The sequence below is a fragment of the Pseudorhodoferax sp. LjRoot39 genome (assembly GCF_964253035.1).
Taxonomy (GTDB): Bacteria; Pseudomonadota; Gammaproteobacteria; order Burkholderiales; family Burkholderiaceae_C; genus Pseudorhodoferax.
In genome coordinates this window covers 314,198-331,107 of record NZ_CAXUQL020000001.1, presented here as the reverse complement: position 1 = coordinate 331,107, position 16,910 = coordinate 314,198, and the positions used below count along the sequence as shown (strand labels likewise).

Sequence of the window (16,910 nt, the reverse complement as noted above, 5' to 3'; positions counted from 1 at the left end):
CAACGATGCGGCCCGCGATTCTACTGAGAATGCAATCTCAGTTTGATGAAGGCTGGCCTATTTGGGCCGCACCGCGTCCACCGTGCCCTGGATGAAGGCCTTGATGGCCTCCACATCGTCCATTGACAGTTTGCCCGTGAAGTCCGGCATGCCGCGCGCCATGGCCGGGCCCTTGAACACGAACTTGTCCAGGTTCTCGATGAAGGCCGCGTCCATGGTGCCCAGGTTGGGGATGTTGCCGCCGCGGTCCACGCCCGGCACGCCGTGGCACAGCACGCAGTTGCTGACGTACAGCCCGGTGCCGGCCTCGACCTTGGCCGCGTCGTACTTCACGCCCTGCAGCAGCTTGCCCGCGCGGTACTCCACGAAGTCGGGCATCTTGGCGGTGCCGCCCACCGCGAAGGTGTAGACCGTGCCCGGGCCCTGGCGCTCGGTGGCGCGCGCGGCCTGGCCATACACGCCGCCCCAGCCCACCGCGACCGAGACGTACTGCCTGCCGTCCACCAGGTAGGTGGACGGCGCGGCCACCACTCCGGTGCCGGTGGGCGTTTCCCAGAGCTTGGCGCCGGTCTTGGCGTCGTAGGCCACCATGCGGCCGTCGGCCGTGCCCTGGAACACCAGGTTGCCGGCCGTGGTCAGCGTGCCGCCGTTCCAGGGCGAGACATGCTCCACGCCCCAGGCTTCCTTCTGCGCCACCGGGTCCCAGGCCACGAGCCGGCCCATGGGCTTGCTCGTGGGCGGCGCGGCGTTCAGGAACATGGCGGTGTTCCAGCCCTGGTTGGAATGCGGGCGCAGCGCCACGTTCTCGTTGAACTTCCAGTCCTTGTCGTCCATGAGGTTGATCGGCACATGCTGGGCCGGCAGGTAGACCAGGCCGGTGGCCGGGTTGAACGACATGGGGTGCCAGTTGTGCGCGCCATAGGGGCCGGGCATGCTCTCGCCCGGCTTGTCGTTCTGGCGTGCGGCGGCGATCTCGATCGGCCGGCCCTTGGCGTCGTAGCCCGTGGCCCAGTTCACCTCGACGAAGTTCTTGGCCGAGATGAACTTGCCGTTGGTGCGGTCGATCACGAAGAAGAAGCCGTTCTTGGGCGCGTGCAGGATCACCTTGCGTGGCTTGCCGGCGATCTTGATGTCGGCCAGGATCATGGGCTGCGTGGAGGTGTAGTCCCAGTTGTCGCCCGGCGTCTCCTGGTAGTGCCACTTGTAGGCGCCGGTGTCCGGATCCAGCGCGACGATGGAGGCCAGGTACAGGTTGTCGCCGCCCTTGGGGCTGCGCTTGCTGCGCGCCCAGGGCGAGCCGTTGCCGGTGCCGATGTACATGAGGTTGAGTTCGGGGTCGAAAGCCATGGTGTCCCACACCGTGCCGCCGCCGCCGGCTTCCCAGTACTTGCCGGCCGGGTCCCACGTCTTGGCGGCCCGCGCCATCGACGCATCTTCATGGGGCTTGGCCGGATCGCCCGGCACCGTGAACCAGCGCCATTTCTGGTCGCCGGTGTTGGCGTCGTAGGCCGTGATGTAGCCGCGCACGCCGTACTCGGCGCCGCCGTTGCCGATCAGCACCTTGCCCTTGAACACGCGCGGCGCACCCGTGATGGTGTAGCTGCGCGCGTGGTCGATGAGCGTGTCCTTCTCCCACAGCACACGGCCGCTGGCCGCGTCCAGCGCCACCAGGCGGCCGTCGTAGGCGCCCACGTAGACCTTGCCCTCCCACAGTGCGACGCCGCGGTTGACCACGTCGCAGCAGCCGCGAAAGCCCTTGGACTTGTCGACCTGCGGGTCGTAGCTCCAGATGCGCTGGCCGCTGCGCACGTCGATGGCGTGCACCACGCTCCACGAGGCCGTCACGTACATCACCCCGTCGACCACCAGCGGCGTGGCCTCCACGCCACGCGTGCTCTCCAGGTTGTAGGACCAGACCAGCCCGAGTTGCTTGACATTGCCGGCGTTGATCTGGTCGAGCCGGCTGTAGCGCGTCTCGGCGTAGTCGAGCCCGACGCTGGGCCAGTCCGGCGTCTTGGCCGCGTTGGCGCGGATGAAGCTGCCGTTGACCTTTTTCGTGGCGCTGGCCGCGCGCTCGGCCGGCGTCTGTGCCGCAACCGAAAGCGCCAGCGCGGACAGGGCCAGCGCAGCAAGGGAACGTACGACCATCGTGGTGTCTCCTCTTGTTGTTGGGGTGCTGCCGAGCATCTGCGCGCTGGGCAGACGGATGCTCCGTACTTTCCCTAGCCGCTGTCGCGCGGGTTACCACTGGCGCAGTGCAGCATGGCGCTCGCCTAGCATCGCGGCCATTGCCGAACCAAGGAACCTGCGACATGCCATCCATCCTGTCGATCCGCCGCCTGCTGCTGGGCGCCGCCGCATTGGCCGCCTCTGCCCATGCCCTGCCCGTGCTGGCCCAGTCGGGCTGGCCCACCAAGCCCATCCGCATGGTCGTGCCGTTCGCGCCGGGCGGCACCACCGACATCCTGGCCCGCGCGGTGGCGGTGGAGCTCACCAAGTCGCTGGGCCAGCCCGTGGTGGTGGACAACAAGGCCGGCGCCGGCGGCAACATCGGTGCCGACATCGTGGCCAAGGCCGCGCCGGACGGCTACACCATCCTGATGGGCACGGTGGGCACGCACGCCATCAACAAGTGGCTCTACGACAAGATGCCCTACGACCCGGTGAAGGACTTCGCGCCGATCAGCCTGGTGGCCGGCGTGCCCAACGTGATGGTGGTCAATGCCGACAAGGCGCGCGCGCTCAAGATCCACAACGTGCAGGACTTCATCGCCTACGCCAAGGCGAATCCGGGCAAGCTCAACATGGCCTCCAGCGGCAACGGCACCTCGATCCACATGGCCGGCGAGCTGTTCAAGACCATGACGGGCGCCTACATGGTGCACTTCCCGTACCGGGGCTCGGGCCCTGCGCTCATGGACATGGTGGGCGGCAACATGGACGTGATGTTCGACAACCTGCCCTCGGCCATGCAGCAGATCAAGGCCGGCAAGCTGACCGCGCTGGCGGTCACGAGTGCCCAGCGCTCGGCCGCGCTGCCGGACGTGCCCACCGTGGAGCAGGCCGGCGGGCCCGCGCTCAAGGGCTTCGAGGCCAGCTCATGGTTCGGCCTGCTGGCACCCGCGGGCACGCCGCCTGAGATCGTCAACCGCATCCAGCAGGACGTGGCCAAGGCCATCAGGACCCAGGATGTCAACGAGCGGCTGCTGGCGCAGGGCGCGATCCCGAGCGGCAACACGCCGCAGCAGTTCGCTGCACTGATCGCCGCGGAACTCAAGAAGTGGCAGCCCGTGGTCAAGGCCTCGGGCGCCAAGGTCGACTGAACGCAGGGGTCGGGCTACACGCCCCAGACCACGTCCTTGCCCGCGGCCTGGGCGCGTCGCAGCATCTCGATGAACGGGATGGCGCGCTGGCGCAGCGACACCACCTCGGGCTTGGTCCGGGGCTGCTCACCCTTGGCATGCGCCTCGTCCTCTGCAGCCTTCTGGGCCGCCTCTTCTTCGGCGATGGCCTTCTCCAGCGCGGCCACGGCACCTGCCATCTGGTCGGGCTGGATGATGCCGCTGGGTCCTGGCTCCTTGCCGATCAGCTGCAGCACGCGGCGCCCGTTGGGCTCCAGCATGATGAGGTCGCCAGTGGCCTTGGACTTGAACTTGAACAGCATGGGGGTCAGCGGTACATGTAACCGCGGTTGAACGGGTAGGGAGATTGTGCGCCCGTCATCGGGCCCACCCGGGTGCTGCCGCTGGGCCGGCTGGCCAGCATCTGGTGCAGCGAGATCCAGTCGTGCTCGAAGCTCATGGCGCTGCCGGCCAGGTACAGCCGGTAGGCACGCAGCACGCGTTCAGCCGTTGCTACGTCCCTGGCCGTGGAGGCGAGCACCTGCCGGGCTTCGTCCAGCCGGGCTTCCAGCGCATCGGACCAGGCCCACAGCGTGCGTGCGTAGTGTGGGCGCAGGTTTTCGGTGTCCACCATCTCCAGGCCGGCGCCGGCCAGCTCGCGCAGCACATGCGAGACGTGCAGCAGTTCGCCGCCCGGGAAGATGTACTTCTCGATGAAGTCGCCCATGCCGGCGCCGAGTTGGTCGTGGTGGACCGACGAGCCCGTGATGCCGTGGTTGAGCACCAGGCCGCCTGGCTTGAGCAGTTCGTGGATGCGGGCGAAGTAGGTCGGCATGTTGGCCCGGCCCACATGCTCGAACATGCCGACCGAGGCGATCTTGTCGAAGGGCTCGGCGTCCAGGTCCCGGTAGTCGCACAGCAGCATGCGCACCCGGCCCGACAGGCCGCGCCGCTCGATCTCGCGGTTCACGTGCGCGTGCTGGTTGTGCGAGAGCGTGATGCCGGTGGCGTCCACGCCATAGTGCTCGGCGGCCCACAACAGCAGGCCGCCCCAGCCTGCGCCCACGTCCAGGAAGCGCTCGCCGCTGTGCAGCATGAGCTTTCTGCAGATGTGGTCGAGCTTGGCCTCCTGGGCCTGGCCGAGTGTCATGTCGGCCTCGCGGAAGTACGCGCAGGAGTACACGCGCTTGTCGTCCAGCCACAGGGCGTAGAAGTCGTCCGAGACGTCGTAGTGGAACTGGATCTGCTCGGCGTCCTTGGCCTGCGAATGCGCGGCCAGTGATCTGGCACGGCGCAGCATGTTGCCCCACCAGCCCGACGCCGCCTGCTCACCGGGGTGCCCTGGCAGCAGCCGGGCAGCCACCTCCATGAGGTCACGCATGCGGCCCTGCAACTGCACACGGCTCTCGACGAAGTCTTCGGCCAGCCGGCCGATCTGCCCGGCGGCCATGGTGGCCAGGCTGGACCAGTCCTGGAACGCCAGCGTGACCTTGGCACCGCTGGCGCCCACGCGTTCACCGGCCGGCAGCTGCAGTGCGACGGGGACTGGCAATCCTTGCAGCTGGGCTTCGATTTTGGGGATGAGGGGGTTGCGCATGCAACAAATTCTTGCCAATTGCGAAAGCCCTGGTCAAGGCATGGTTCTGTAGGACGGGACCGCTTACCCGGCCAAGCTCGACCCGATTGACTTGCAATAATTGAGGCCTAAACTATTCGAGCATGAACATCCTGTGCATCGGCGGAGGGCCGGCCGGCCTGTACTTCGCGCTGCTGATGCAGCGGCAGAACCCCGCGCACCGGGTCACCGTGCTGGAACGCAACCGCGCCGGCGATACCTTCGGCTGGGGCGTGGTGCTGTCCGACCAGACCCTGGAAAACCTGCAGGCGGCGGACCCAGCCTCGGCCGCGTGCATCGGCGAGCAGTTCCACCACTGGGACGACATCGAAGTCTTCTTCAAGGGCCGCAGCCTGCGCTCGGGTGGCCATGGCTTTTGCGGCATCGGCCGCAAGCGGCTGCTGGACATCCTGCAGGCGCGCTGCCTGGAGCTGGGCGTGCAGCTGGTGTTCGAGACCGAAGTGCGCGACGACCAGGCCGTGGCGCAGCAGCACGGGGCCGACCTCGTCATCGCCTGCGACGGCCTGAACAGCCGCGTGCGCCAGCGCCATGCCGAGACCTTCCGTCCCGACGTGGACCTGCGCGCCTGCCGCTTCGTCTGGCTGGGAACGCGCAAGCGCTTCGATGCTTTCACCTTCGCCTTCGAGTGGACCGCGCACGGCTGGTTCCAGGCCCATGCCTACCAGTTCGACGGCGAGACCTCGACCTTCATCGTCGAGACGCCTGAGGCCGTCTGGCAGGCCCATGGCCTGGACCGCATGGCGCAGGAGGACGCGATCGCCTTCTGCGAGCGGTTGTTCGCGCGTTACCTGGATGGCGAGAAGCTCATCAGCAATGCCGCGCACCTGCGTGGTTCGGCCATCTGGATCCGCTTTCCACGCGTGGTCTGCGCGCGCTGGGTGCACCGGCTCGCGCTCGATGGCCGCAGCGTTCCGGTGGTGCTGATGGGCGATGCCGCGCACACGGCGCATTTCTCCATCGGCAGCGGCACCAAGCTGGCGCTGGAGGACGCGATCGACCTGGCCGGCGCCATCGCCGCCGAGCCCACGCTGGATGCGGCGTTGGCCGCCTTCGAGGCGCGCCGCAGTGTGGAGGTGCTCAAGATCCAGAACGCGGCGCGCAACTCCACCGAGTGGTTCGAGAACGTGGCGCGCTACAGCGGCCTGCCCATGGAGCAGTTCATGTACTCGCTGCTCACGCGCTCGCAGCGCATCGGCCACGAAAACCTGCGCCTGCGCGACGCGCGCTGGCTGGCCGACCACGAGCGCTGGCTGGCCGGCGGCGCAGACGCGCGGTTGCCGATGCTGCTGCCGCTCACGGTGCGCGGGCTCACGCTCAAGAACCGCATCCTGGTCTCGCCCATGGCCACCTACAGCGCCGTCGACGGCGTGCCGCAGGATTTCCACCTCGTGCACCTGGGCGCCCGTGCGCTGGGCGGCGCGGCCATGGTGTTCGTGGAGATGACCAGCCCCACGCCCGGGGGCCGCATCACGCCGGGCTGTCCGGGCCTGTGGAACACGGCGCAGCAGCAGGCCTTCGCGCGCATCGTCGACTTCGTGCATGCCGGCAGCAGCGCCGCCATCGGCCTGCAGCTGGGCCACAGCGGGCCCAAGGGCTCGACTCAGCGCGGCTGGGAGGCGGTGGACGCGCCGCTGCCCGCAGGCAACTGGCCGCTGCTGGCCGCCAGCGCCGTGGCCTACGGCCCCGACAACCAGGTGCCGCAGGCCATGACGCGCGCCGACATGGACGCGTTGTGCGACGCCTTCGTGGCCGCCACCGCGCGCGCCGCTGCCGCCGGCTTCGACTGGCTGGAGCTGCACTGCGCGCACGGCTACCTGCTGTCGAGCTTCATCACGCCGCTGACCAACCTGCGCAGCGACGCCTACGGCGGACCGCTGGAGAACCGACTGCGCTATCCGCTCGAGGTCTTCACGGCGATGCGCGCGGTCTGGCCCGCCGAGCGGCCCATGAGCGTGCGCATCTCGGCGCACGACTGGGCGCCCGGCGGCCACACCGGTGACGATGCCGTGGCGGTCGCGCGCGCCTTCCAGGCCGCCGGCTGCGACGTGATCGACGTGTCCTCTGGCCAGACCACGCGCGCGGCCCGGCCGGTGTACGGCCGCATGTACCAGACCCCGTTCGCCGACCGCATCCGCCAGGAGGTGGGCATCCGCACCATCGCGGTCGGCGCGATCACCGACGGCGACCAGGCCAACGGCATCATCGCCGCCGGCCGCGCCGACCTGTGCGCCGTGGCGCGGCCGCACCTGGCCGATCCGGCCTGGACCCTGCATGAAGCGGCGCGCCTGCAGGCCGCGCCTCAGCCCGACTGGCCGCTGCCCTACCTGGCCGGGCGCGACCAGCTGCTGCGCGAGCTGGCGCGCCAGCGTGCCGCCACCGACGAACCCGACAGGCACTGACATGGACCTCGAAGCCCGCGCCCACAGCGAACATCCCGAGGAGCTGCGCCTGTGGCTGCGCATGCTGACCTGCACCCAGCAGGTCGAACGCCAGATCCGCGCGCGCCTGCGCACCCAGTTCGCCACCACCTTGCCGCGCTTCGACCTGATGGCCCAGCTCGAGCGCGTGCCCGCGGGGCTCAAGATGCGCGAACTCTCGGCCCGCCTGATGGTGACGGGCGGCAATGTCACGGGCATCACCGACCAGCTGGTCGCCGAGGGACTGGTGGAGCGCGTGGACGTGGAGGGCGACCGGCGTGCCTACCGCGTGCGGCTGACCGCGCGAGGGCGCGCCCAGTTCCGCACCATGGCGCAGCAGCACGAGCAGTGGATCGTCGAGGCCTTCGCCGGCCTTGGCGCGCGCGACATCGGCACGCTGCACAAGCTGCTGGGCAAGGTCAAGCAGCACACGCAACACAACTTCCTGGAGACCGAATGAGCTACCCCATCGGCATGGACAACCCCATGCGTGCCCAGTTCTCCGAGCGTGCCGGCTACCAGGGCCGGCATGTCGACTGGCAGGTCGACGCCGGCGTGGGCACCATCACCTTGCGCCGGCCCGAGCGCAAGAACCCGCTGAGCTTCGACTCCTATGCCGAACTGCGCGACCTGTTCCATGGCCTGCGCTTTGCCACCGACGTGCGGGCCGTGGTGCTGGCCGGGGCCGGCGGCAATTTCTGCTCGGGCGGCGATGTGCACGAGATCATCGGCCCGCTGACCCGCATGCCCATGCCCGAGCTGCTGGCCTTCACGCGCATGACGGGCGAGCTGGTCAAGTGCATGCGTGCCTGCCCGCAGCCCATCGTGGGCGCCATCGACGGGGTCTGCGCCGGTGCCGGCGCGATGCTGGCGCTGGCCTGCGACCTGCGCTACGGCACCGAGGCGGCACGCACGGCCTTTCTGTTCACGCGCGTGGGCCTGGCCGGTGCCGACATGGGCGCCTGCGCGCTGCTGCCGCGCGTGATCGGCCAGGGCCGCGCGTCCGAGTTGCTGTACACGGGCCGCGCCATGACGGCCGCCGAAGGCCTGGCCTGGGGCTTTTTCAATGCCCTGCACGCGCCCGATGCACTGCTGGACCAGGCCCAGGCCATGGCGCGCGAGTTGGCCGCCGGCCCCAGCTTCGCCCACGGCATGACCAAGACCATGCTGGCGCAGGAATGGTCCATGGGCATCGACCAGGCCATCGAGGCCGAAGCCCAGGCCCAGGCCATCTGCATGCAGACGGAAGACTTCCGCCGCGCCTACGAAGCCTTCGCGGCCAGGCGCAAGCCCGTCTTCCAGGGAGACTGAGCATGGCCCGCGGCACCAGCGCGCAGCTCGATCGCTTCGTGCACGAGCGCCTGCCGCCGCCTGCGCAATGCGCACAGCTGCGCTACGACCTGCCGGAGCTGCAATTGCCCGACCAGCTCAACCTGGTCGAGGAACTGCTGGACAAGGCGGCCGCGCAGCCCTGGGCAGACCGCCCGCTGCTGCGCTCGGACGCGCGCACGCTGAGTTACCGCGAGGCGCGCACCGAGGTCGACCGTATCGTCCTGGTGCTGACCGAGGACCTGGGCCTGGTGCCCGGCAACCGGGTGCTGCTGCGCGGTGGCAACTCCATCACGCTGGCGCTGGCCTGGCTGGCCGTGGTCAAGGCCGGGCTGATCGCGGTGGCCACCATGCCGCTGCTGCGGGCGCGCGAACTCGGCCAGATCATCGCCAAGGCGCAGCCGGCCGCGGCGCTGTGCGAGGCCCGGCTGCTCGACGAGCTGCGCCAGGCGCCCGGCGCAGACCAGCTGCCGGCCGGCACAGTGGTCTTCCACGCGCCCGACGACGCCACCAGCCTGGAGGCGCGCGCAGCACGCAAGCCGGGCCACTGCAGCGCGTGCCCGACGGCGGCCGACGACATCGCGCTGATCGCCTTCACCTCGGGCACCACGGGCCGGCCCAAGGCGCCCGTCATCAGCCACCGCGACGTGCTGGCCATGTGCAATTGCTGGCCACGCCAGGTGCTGCGCGCGCGCAGCGAGGACGTCGTGGTCGGCTCGCCGCCGCTGGCCTTCACCTTCGGCCTGGGCGGGCTGCTGCTGTTCCCGATGTGGGCGGGCGCCTCGGTTTACTTCCCGGATGCGCCCTACACGCCCGAGAGCCTGGTGCGCCAGGCGCGCGCGGTCGGCGCCACCATCTGCTACACGGCGCCGACCTTCTACCGCCAGATGGCGCCGCACGCCAAGGCGTTGGGCGGGTTGCCGCAGCTGCGACTTTGCGTCAGCGCCGGCGAGGCGCTGCCCGATGCCACGCGCCAGCTCTGGAAGGAGGCCACGGGCATCGAGATGCTGGACGGCATCGGCGGCACCGAGGTGTTCCACATCTACATCTCCTCGCCGCCCGAGCGCATGCGGCGCGGCGCCGTGGGCCAGGTGGTGCCAGGCTTCACGGCCCGGGTCGTCGACGAGGAGGGGCGCGAACTGCCGCGCGGCAGTGTCGGCCGCCTGGCGCTGGTCGGCCCGGTGGGTTGCCGCTACCTGGACGATGCGCGCCAGGCGCAGTACGTGCAGCAGGGCTGGAACTACCCCGGCGATGCCTTCGTCCAGGACGCCGACGGCTACTTCTTCTACCAGGCCCGGGCCGACGACATGATTGTCACGGCGGGCTACAACGTGGGCGGTCCCGAGGTCGAGGACGTGCTGCTGCAGCACCCGGCCGTGGCCGAATGCGCCGTGGTCGGCAAGCCCGATGCCGAGCGCGGCATGCTGGTCAAGGCCTTCTGTGTACTGCGGCCGGGGTACAGCGGCGATGCGGCGCTGGTGCGCGCGCTGCAGGCGCATGTGAAGGCCAGCCTGGCACCCTACAAATACCCGCGCGAGGTGGCCTTCCTGCCGGCGCTGCCGCGCACCGAGACCGGCAAGTTGCAGCGCTACAAGTTGAGAGAGCCATGAAGTTCCTGCAACCCCCCGGCTGGGCCCCTGCCAAGGGCTATGCGAACGGCGTGGCCGCCCGCGGCACACTGGTGTGCGTGGGCGGCCAGATCGGCTGGAACGCCGCCCAGCAGTTCGAGAGCGATGACTTCATCGACCAGACCGCCCAGGCCCTGGCCAATGTGGTGGCCGTGCTGCGCGAGGCCGGCGCCGGCCCCGAGCACATCGTGCGCATGACCTGGTACGTGACCGACCGCGCGGAGTATTTGCGCCGCCAGCGCGAACTGGGCCAGGCCTACCGGGCCCACATCGGCCGGCATTTCCCGGCCATGAGTTGCGTGGAGGTCAGCGCGCTGATGGAGGCGCGCGCCAAGGTGGAGATCGAGGCCACGGCGGTGCTGCCCGACTGACAAAAATGGCCGCTGCCGCGGCCATGCGCCCTACCAGGCCACGGCATGCGCCTGGCGGCGCAGGTCGGCCACGGCTTCCAGGCCGCCATGCGCAAGGGCGCGCACCGCCTTGACGGAGCCGAAGTGCAGCTGTTGGCCCGCGTCCTCCTGCACGGTGAGGCCGTGCGCGCGCAGGGCGGGCGCCACGGCCCCGTCCATGCCGGCTTCCAGCAGCACCTCGCCCGCGTCGTTGAAGCTCCAGCGCGGCCGGCCCGCGAGCTCGCCCAGCGTGGCCTCGCTCTCCAGCGCGCCGCTGGCCAGCTGCAGGCCGCCGGTGGTCTGGCCGATGCCGCCCGGCGAGATGGCAGCCAGCTCGGCACGGTTGCCGTGCACCACGATCCAGGGCGAAAGCGTGTGCGCCGGCCGGGCGCGCGGCTGCACGCTGTTGGGCAGGCCGGGCTCGGCACGGAACTCGGCCATGCGGTTGTTCAGCAGCACGCCGGTGCCGGGGTCCACGGCGCCGCTGCCCAGCGGCTGGAACACGCTTTGCAGCAGGGCCACGGCGTTGCCGTCCACGTCCATGGCGACGAAACCGGTGGCATCGGCGGGCGTCAGCCGTGTGGCGGTGGCGTCCAGCGGGCCGTTGCCGATGTGGCGCTCGCCAAGCTCGAAATCGGCCGGCATGAGGCGGCGGCGCGCCGGGTCGCCCAGGCGGGCGCGGTAGCGCTGCAGCACGGCCACGGCGCGCAGCACGTCGTGCGCCGGGTCGTTCTGCACCGCGCCGGCGGCGGCGCGCAGGTTGAGCTGGCGCAGCATCAGCACGCCGGCCGAGTTCGGCGGCGCCACGTGCACCTGGCGGCCGGCGTAGTGCGTGCTCCAGCTCTCCCACCAGTCGGCCTGGGCCTGCGCCAAGTCGTCCTGGCCCAGCCAGCCGCCGTGCTCGGCGCAGAAGGCGGCCAGGCTGCGCGCGACCCAGCCGGTGTAGAAGCCTGCCTCGCCCTGCCGTGCAATGGCCTGCAGCACCTCGGCCAACTGCGGCTGGCGCATGGGCTGGCCCGCGGCGAGCGGCTGGCCGTTGCGGTGGAATGCGTCGGTGAAGCCCGGCTGTGCCGCGATGCTGGGATCGGCCTGCAGCAGGTTGCGCGCGAGTTCCTCGGAGGTGCCGATGCCGGCCGAAGCCGCGGCGGTGGCCGGCGCCAGCAGCTGCGCCCAGGGCAGCCGGCCGAAGCGTTCGTGCGCACGTGCCCACAGGCGCACCAGCGTGGGCGTGACCGCGGCGCGCACCCCGTGCCGTGGCAGGCCAGTGCTGGCCAGCTCCTCCACCGGCGTGGCGGCCGGTGCCCGGCCGGTGCCGTTGAGCACCTGCACCTGGTGCGAGGCCGCGTCGTAGACCAGCAGCACGCCGCAGCCGCCCAGCGATCCGGCATGCGGCAAGGTCACTGTCAACATTGCCGACGCGGCCACCATCGCGTCCACCAGCGAGCCGCCTTGCTCGACCACGCGCTGGGCCGTCAAGGTGGCGAGATGGTGGCCGCTGGCAAGCGCGGTGAGTCGACCGTACTGGCTCTTGGGACGGGGAGGCTTTGGCATGTCAGCAGTTCGACGCTGGCGGGGCGTCTTGGTTCACGGCCGTTGCACGGAACAGGGAGGGCGTGCCGGACCGCCAGCAACCTGCGTGCCAGAGCGCGGATGGTCTGCCCGTAAACTGCCCGATGTGTGGAATCGTGCATTGTTCAAGCGCGTTGGCGTCGCGCTGGTGCTGTCGGCCCTGGCGGGGTGCGCCGACATGTCCTACTACCTGCAGTCGGCCCGCGGCCACCTGGCGCTGATGCAGGCGGCCCGCCCGATCCAGGATTGGCTGGACGACCCCGCGACGCCGCCCGAGCTGCGCCAGCGGCTGGAGCTGGCGCAGCGCATGCGCCGGTTTGCGGTGGAGCGTCTGCATCTGCCCGACAACGCAAGTTACCACCGTTACGCTGACCTGCACCGCCAAGCGGCCGTGTGGAATGCCGTGGCGGCGCCGCCGTACGCGCTGACCCTGAAGACCTGGTGCTTCCCGTTCACGGGCTGCATCGGCTACCGCGGCTACTTCGACGAGGCCGAGGCGCGCGCGCTGGCGGACCGGCTGCGTGCCGAAGGCATGGAGACGAGTGTCTACGGCGTGCCCGCCTACTCCACGCTGGGCTGGATGAACTGGCTGGGCGGCGACCCGCTGCTCAACACCTTCATCCGCTCCAACGAGGGCGAGCTGGCCCGCCTGCTGTTCCACGAGCTCGCGCACCAGGTCGTCTACGTGAAGGACGACACCACCTTCAACGAGTCCTACGCCACGGCGGTCGAGCGGCTGGGGGGGGCGGAATGGCTGGCCAGCGAAGCCGGCGATGGTGCGCGCGAGGCCTACCTGCGCTTCGACGGGCGCCGCCGCGAACTGCGCGCGCTGATGCTGCAGACGCGCCAGGCACTGGCCGCGGTGTACGCGGACGACGCCAATCCGGAGCCCATGGAGCAGCGCAAGGCCCGCGCGATGGCGGACTTCCACGCATCCTATGCGCGGCTCAAGCGCGAGCACTGGGCCGGCTTCGCGGGCTACGACGCCTACATCGCGCGCGCCAACAATGCCGTGTTCGGCGTGCAGGCGGCCTACGACGGGCAGGTTCCGGCCTTCGAGGCCTTGTTCGCGCGCGAAGGCCGCGACTGGGCGCGCTTCCATGCCGCCGTGGCGGCGCTGGCGGCACAACCCAGGGCCGAGCGCGACGCTGCCCTGGCCGCGCTGGCAGCGCGCTGAAACCTCAGTCGTCGAGCGCCGCGATGCCGTCGATGTACTGCTGCATCGCGTCTTCGGCCGACATGCCTTGCAGCTTGTTCCAGGCGTCCCACTTGGCGCGGCCGACCATGTCGGAGAAGCCCGGCTTGGGAACCTTGTTGTCGCCGGTGCTGGCCTGCTTGTACAGGCCATACAGGCGCAGCAGTGTGGCGTTGTCGGGGCGCTGGCTGCGCTGCTGGGAGGCGACGACGGCGGCCTGGAAGGCGGTCTGCAGTTCGGACATGGCGGGCTCCTCTTCTTGGACTTCAGCGGGTACACGGCGCTTCGGCCCCGACGGCATCAGGCCTGCACACGCTGTGTGGTGAATTCTGCCTCGTACTCTTTCGCCAGCGCCGTCTTCTGCGCGGCACTGAGCACTTTGCCGGCCAGCTGGAAGAACTTCTGCTCCTCCTCGTCCAGGTGGTGGTGCAGCTTGTGGTGCAGCGCACGCGCCTTGACGAGCCAGGCCGGCGAGGACATGTCCAGGTCCATCAGCTCCTCGACCATCTCGTCCATCTCGTGGTGCTCCGCGATGCCGTGGCGCGAGGTGTCGACGGCGGCGTCGTGCTCCATGAGCGGGGCATAGAAGCAGCGCTCTTCCGCGGTTTCGTGCGCGGCCAGCTCGCAGCGCAGGTCGCGGAACAGCTGTTGGCGCTCGGGGCTGTCGCCGCTGGTGGCGACCAATTGGTCGGCCAGCGCGCGTTGCAACTGGTGGCTGATGCGCAGGGCTTCGAAGATGTTCAGCATGGCAAGGGCTCCGGGATGGGTGCCCTGCATGCTCGCTGCGGCATGCCGGCACGGCCAGGGCCGTGGGCCGGGTCGCGCTGTAGGACAGCTGCGCGTGCTGTCAGTCGGCCAGGGCGGCCTGCGCGACGTCCACGTCCAGCCGCTCGGTGGCGTCCTGCGGCTCCGCGGCCGCGGCATGCTCGTAGAGACGGTTGGCCTCGTCCATGCGGCTGTCGCCTTCGAGCATCAGCAGCGCGTGGGCGTATTCCACCATGCCGATGACCGAGGCCGGATGCAGTTCCAGGCCCTGGCGGAACATGCGCAGGCCGACCTCCTTCTTGACGCCGTAGGTCATGGAACCGATCAGCGCGCCGACCTTGTCGATGACTTCGGCATGGAAGGTGCCCAATGCGAGGTGGGCATCGGCATGCCGCGGCGACAGCGCGATGACCTTTTCCAGCGATTCCTTGACCTTGGTGCCCAGGCCCTGGGCCAGCGCCTTGGCGATGCTGATGCCCTGGCTGTAGCGGCCCAGCGCGTAGGCGTGCCAATACCAGGCGTTCGGGTCGTCCGGCGTGGCCTGAGCCTGCTGCTCGGCCCGTGTGGCGACCAGCCGGAACAGGTCCAGCCGCTCCTTCTCGCTGGGCTCCAGGTAGTTGGCGTAGATGGCGGTGGCCTTGTTGGCCACGGTCATCCCTTTGCCGCCGGCCGCCAGGCCCGCCGCGCAGGCCTGTGCGAAGTCGCCGTTGTGGAACAGTACCCAGGCCTGCAGCACGGCGGGGTCTGAGGGTGGTGGCTCGGCATCGCCAGCGTGCAGCCTGGTCCAACATTGGAGCACGCCGGCTGCATCGAAATGGAATGCGCCCGCATGCGGGAATGCGCTCCAGTCGCCCATCGTGGTCTCCTCTTTGTGGCGGGTGTCGCGCCAAGTCTAGGTGGTTTGCGTGACAGGCGCTTCGCGGGCGTAGGCCGCGACCAGCGCGAGCAAGTGTTCGCGTTGCGCCAGCACCAGGTATGGCGCCAGCAACATCAGCACATGGTGGGCGCCGCGCAGTAGCGCGGCCTGCGCCGCAGCCGGTTCCAGCGCGTCGCGCGGCGCGCGGGCGTATTCGTAGCTGAGCCACCAGCTCAGCACCACCACCATGCTGGTGGCAGTGGGCTCGGCCGTGCGCGGGTCGATCTGCAGCGCGCCGCTGGCCGAGAGGCTGGCCAGCATGTCGCGCACCGCCCGCGTCTTGGCCTGCAGCACCTGCTGGACCTGCTGTTCGAGCCGGCGGTGGTTGCTGAGCAGATCGTTGAGGTCGCGGTAGAGGAAGCGGTATTCCCAGATGCGCTCGAACAGGCTGTGCAGGAAGAACCAGGCGTCTTCCACGTCGCGGACCTCGGCGCCGGCGTCCAGCAGCTCGTGCATGTGCTGGGTGTAGCGGTCGAACAGCGCACCCAGCAACTCGTCTTTGGCGGGATAGTGGTAGTAGAGATTGCCGGGGCTGATGCCCAGTTCGGCGGCGATCAGCGTGGTGGAGACATTGGGTGCGCCGAAGCGATTGAACAGCGCCAGTGTGACTTCCAGGATGCGTTCGGCCGTGCGGCGCGGAGCTTTCTTCGGCATCGGTCCTCCCTGGGAGGCAGCATGCCGCAGCCAGCGCCCGCCGGCCGCTAGGTATTTCCCGGTGGCGGGGCCGCCTGGTCGACCAGGGCAGGCACGACGCGGCGGATGCGCTCTTCCTCGAAGTAGCCCCCGTGCTCGGCATAGCGCAGGAACACCGTGGCGCAGGTTCGGCAGCGCCAGACGCCGCAGCGGTTGTAAGGGAACCAGGCCGGCGCGATGGGCGCGTCGGCCGACCAGTAGCGCGTGCGCTGGGGGTGGTATTCCTCCAGCGTGGTGTCGAGCGGGTTGCCGGCCTGCGGATCGTAGAGCGTGCCCAGGGGCTCCAGGCGCTGGCGGTCCAGCGAGACGGGGACGGTTTCCCAGCCGGTGGTGGGCAGCGTGGCGCAGGAGGCGCAAGGCGCGGGGGCGGCCTGGGCGGCGAGGTCCCGCAGTGCTGCAGCATCCCAGATCTTGTCTTCGGGCATGGCCGTTCAGTCCTTGCGTGGCACCGGTCGCTTGCGGGCGGCGCGTTTGGTCGGTGCGGCCGGTGGTGTCGCCGCGGCGTGGCGGGGCCGGGCGGTGGTCTTGCGCGCTGTCGCCGGGCGTTGTGCTGCACGTTCCAGCGCATCGACGCGGGCGGCCAGCTGTTCCAGCTCATCGATCCGTGGCACACCGAGCTTGCGCAGCGCCTTGGCCACGCGCTCCTCGAAGATGCCTTCCAGCTTGTCCCACTGGCCGGCGGCGCGCGCGCCGAACTCGCTGGCCATGCTGCCAAAACGCGTTCCGGCCTCGTGCAGGCCCTCCCGGGCGGCCGCCTGGGTCTTGTCCTGCATGTCGGCGCCCTCCTTGACCAGCCCTTCGAAGACCTTGCTGCCCTCGGCCTGGGCCTTGGCGAAGGCGCCCAGGCCGGCCAGCCAGATCTGCTGGGCCGAGGCACGGACCGATTCGGCGAACTGGGCGGCCGAGGCGTCGTCGCCGAACGGGTTGAAGGGGTTGGGTTTTTTGGCCATGGCCGATCCTCGAAGGAGTGGATGCCGGTAACTGTAAGCGCCATTGGCGTTACAACTGCCCTGCGATAATCGCCGGTTCGTT

17 protein-coding genes are annotated in these 16,910 nt (G+C 69.8%); 7 read left to right on the top strand and 10 right to left on the bottom strand.

Annotation, left to right across the window (positions count from 1 at the left end):
* Positions 1-57: 57 nt before the first annotated feature.
* On the bottom strand, positions 58-2,148 hold the full coding sequence (locus tag ACSQ4M_RS01580) for a PQQ-dependent dehydrogenase, methanol/ethanol family (RefSeq protein WP_436187932.1): 2,091 nt from the start codon (positions 2,146-2,148) through the stop codon (positions 58-60).
* A gap of 164 nt (positions 2,149-2,312) precedes the next feature.
* Between ACSQ4M_RS01580 and ACSQ4M_RS01575 the strand changes: the two genes are divergently transcribed.
* A complete protein-coding gene (locus tag ACSQ4M_RS01575) occupies positions 2,313-3,323 on the top strand; it encodes a Bug family tripartite tricarboxylate transporter substrate binding protein (RefSeq protein WP_436187931.1) in 1,011 nt (336 codons plus the stop codon).
* 14 nt (positions 3,324-3,337) lie between these two features.
* On the opposite strand, the gene ACSQ4M_RS01570 is transcribed toward ACSQ4M_RS01575, so the two are convergent.
* Both ACSQ4M_RS01570 and ACSQ4M_RS01565 read right to left on the bottom strand, forming a co-directional pair.
* A complete protein-coding gene (locus ACSQ4M_RS01570; RefSeq protein ID WP_436187930.1) occupies positions 3,338-3,664 on the bottom strand; it encodes a DUF1840 domain-containing protein in 327 nt (108 codons plus the stop codon).
* Between the two features lie 5 nt (positions 3,665-3,669).
* On the bottom strand, positions 3,670-4,938 hold the full coding sequence (locus ACSQ4M_RS01565) for a class I SAM-dependent methyltransferase (protein ID WP_436187929.1): 1,269 nt from the start codon (positions 4,936-4,938) through the stop codon (positions 3,670-3,672).
* A 122-nt stretch (positions 4,939-5,060) separates the two neighbouring features.
* Here ACSQ4M_RS01565 and ACSQ4M_RS01560 point away from each other — a divergent pair, with 122 nt between their 5' ends.
* The 5 genes from ACSQ4M_RS01560 to ACSQ4M_RS01540 are packed head-to-tail and all read left to right on the top strand — an operon-like array spanning position 5,061 to position 10,722.
* On the top strand, positions 5,061-7,376 hold the full coding sequence (locus ACSQ4M_RS01560; RefSeq protein WP_436187928.1) for a bifunctional salicylyl-CoA 5-hydroxylase/oxidoreductase: 2,316 nt from the start codon (positions 5,061-5,063) through the stop codon (positions 7,374-7,376).
* A gap of 1 nt (position 7,377) precedes the next feature.
* A complete protein-coding gene (locus ACSQ4M_RS01555) occupies positions 7,378-7,854 on the top strand; it encodes a MarR family winged helix-turn-helix transcriptional regulator (RefSeq protein WP_436187927.1) in 477 nt (158 codons plus the stop codon).
* A complete protein-coding gene (locus tag ACSQ4M_RS01550) occupies positions 7,851-8,705 on the top strand; it encodes an enoyl-CoA hydratase family protein (protein ID WP_436187926.1) in 855 nt (284 codons plus the stop codon). The genes ACSQ4M_RS01555 and ACSQ4M_RS01550 overlap by 4 nt, the downstream gene beginning before the upstream one ends.
* A gap of 2 nt (positions 8,706-8,707) precedes the next feature.
* Positions 8,708-10,333, top strand: coding sequence for an AMP-binding protein (locus ACSQ4M_RS01545; RefSeq protein WP_436187925.1), 1,626 nt, complete (start codon positions 8,708-8,710; stop codon positions 10,331-10,333).
* Positions 10,330-10,722 (top strand): RidA family protein, encoded by a 393-nt coding sequence (locus tag ACSQ4M_RS01540; protein ID WP_436187924.1) that lies wholly within the window; start codon positions 10,330-10,332, stop codon positions 10,720-10,722. The genes ACSQ4M_RS01545 and ACSQ4M_RS01540 overlap by 4 nt, the downstream gene beginning before the upstream one ends.
* A gap of 30 nt (positions 10,723-10,752) precedes the next feature.
* Here the strand turns inward: ACSQ4M_RS01540 and ACSQ4M_RS01535 are convergent, their stop codons facing one another.
* Positions 10,753-12,291 (bottom strand): gamma-glutamyltransferase family protein, encoded by a 1,539-nt coding sequence (locus tag ACSQ4M_RS01535; RefSeq protein WP_436187923.1) that lies wholly within the window; start codon positions 12,289-12,291, stop codon positions 10,753-10,755.
* Between the two features lie 196 nt (positions 12,292-12,487).
* Here ACSQ4M_RS01535 and ACSQ4M_RS01530 point away from each other — a divergent pair, with 196 nt between their 5' ends.
* Positions 12,488-13,486 (top strand): aminopeptidase, encoded by a 999-nt coding sequence (locus tag ACSQ4M_RS01530; protein WP_436193949.1) that lies wholly within the window; start codon positions 12,488-12,490, stop codon positions 13,484-13,486.
* A 4-nt stretch (positions 13,487-13,490) separates the two neighbouring features.
* Here ACSQ4M_RS01530 and ACSQ4M_RS01525 read toward each other — a convergent pair whose 3' ends face one another.
* The 6 genes from ACSQ4M_RS01525 to ACSQ4M_RS01500 form a co-directional block, all read right to left on the bottom strand.
* Positions 13,491-13,748: an acyl-CoA-binding protein gene (locus ACSQ4M_RS01525; RefSeq protein ID WP_436187922.1), complete on the bottom strand. Its 258-nt coding sequence runs from the start codon at positions 13,746-13,748 to the stop codon at positions 13,491-13,493.
* Positions 13,749-13,804: 56 nt separating this feature from the next.
* The gene (locus ACSQ4M_RS01520) at positions 13,805-14,251 is read right to left on the bottom strand and encodes a hemerythrin domain-containing protein (RefSeq protein ID WP_436187921.1); all 447 of its coding nucleotides are present in this window, start codon (positions 14,249-14,251) and stop codon (positions 13,805-13,807) included.
* A 100-nt stretch (positions 14,252-14,351) separates the two neighbouring features.
* Complete coding sequence (locus tag ACSQ4M_RS01515) at positions 14,352-15,125, bottom strand: hypothetical protein (protein WP_436187920.1); 774 nt, start codon at positions 15,123-15,125, stop codon at positions 14,352-14,354.
* A 36-nt stretch (positions 15,126-15,161) separates the two neighbouring features.
* Complete coding sequence (locus tag ACSQ4M_RS01510) at positions 15,162-15,839, bottom strand: TetR/AcrR family transcriptional regulator (protein ID WP_436187919.1); 678 nt, start codon at positions 15,837-15,839, stop codon at positions 15,162-15,164.
* Positions 15,840-15,886: 47 nt separating this feature from the next.
* The gene (locus ACSQ4M_RS01505; RefSeq protein WP_436187918.1) at positions 15,887-16,303 is read right to left on the bottom strand and encodes a hypothetical protein; all 417 of its coding nucleotides are present in this window, start codon (positions 16,301-16,303) and stop codon (positions 15,887-15,889) included.
* A 6-nt stretch (positions 16,304-16,309) separates the two neighbouring features.
* Entirely contained in the window at positions 16,310-16,828 is a 519-nt protein-coding gene (locus ACSQ4M_RS01500) for a phasin family protein (RefSeq protein WP_436187917.1), read from the bottom strand.
* Between the last annotated feature and the right edge of the window lie 82 nt (positions 16,829-16,910).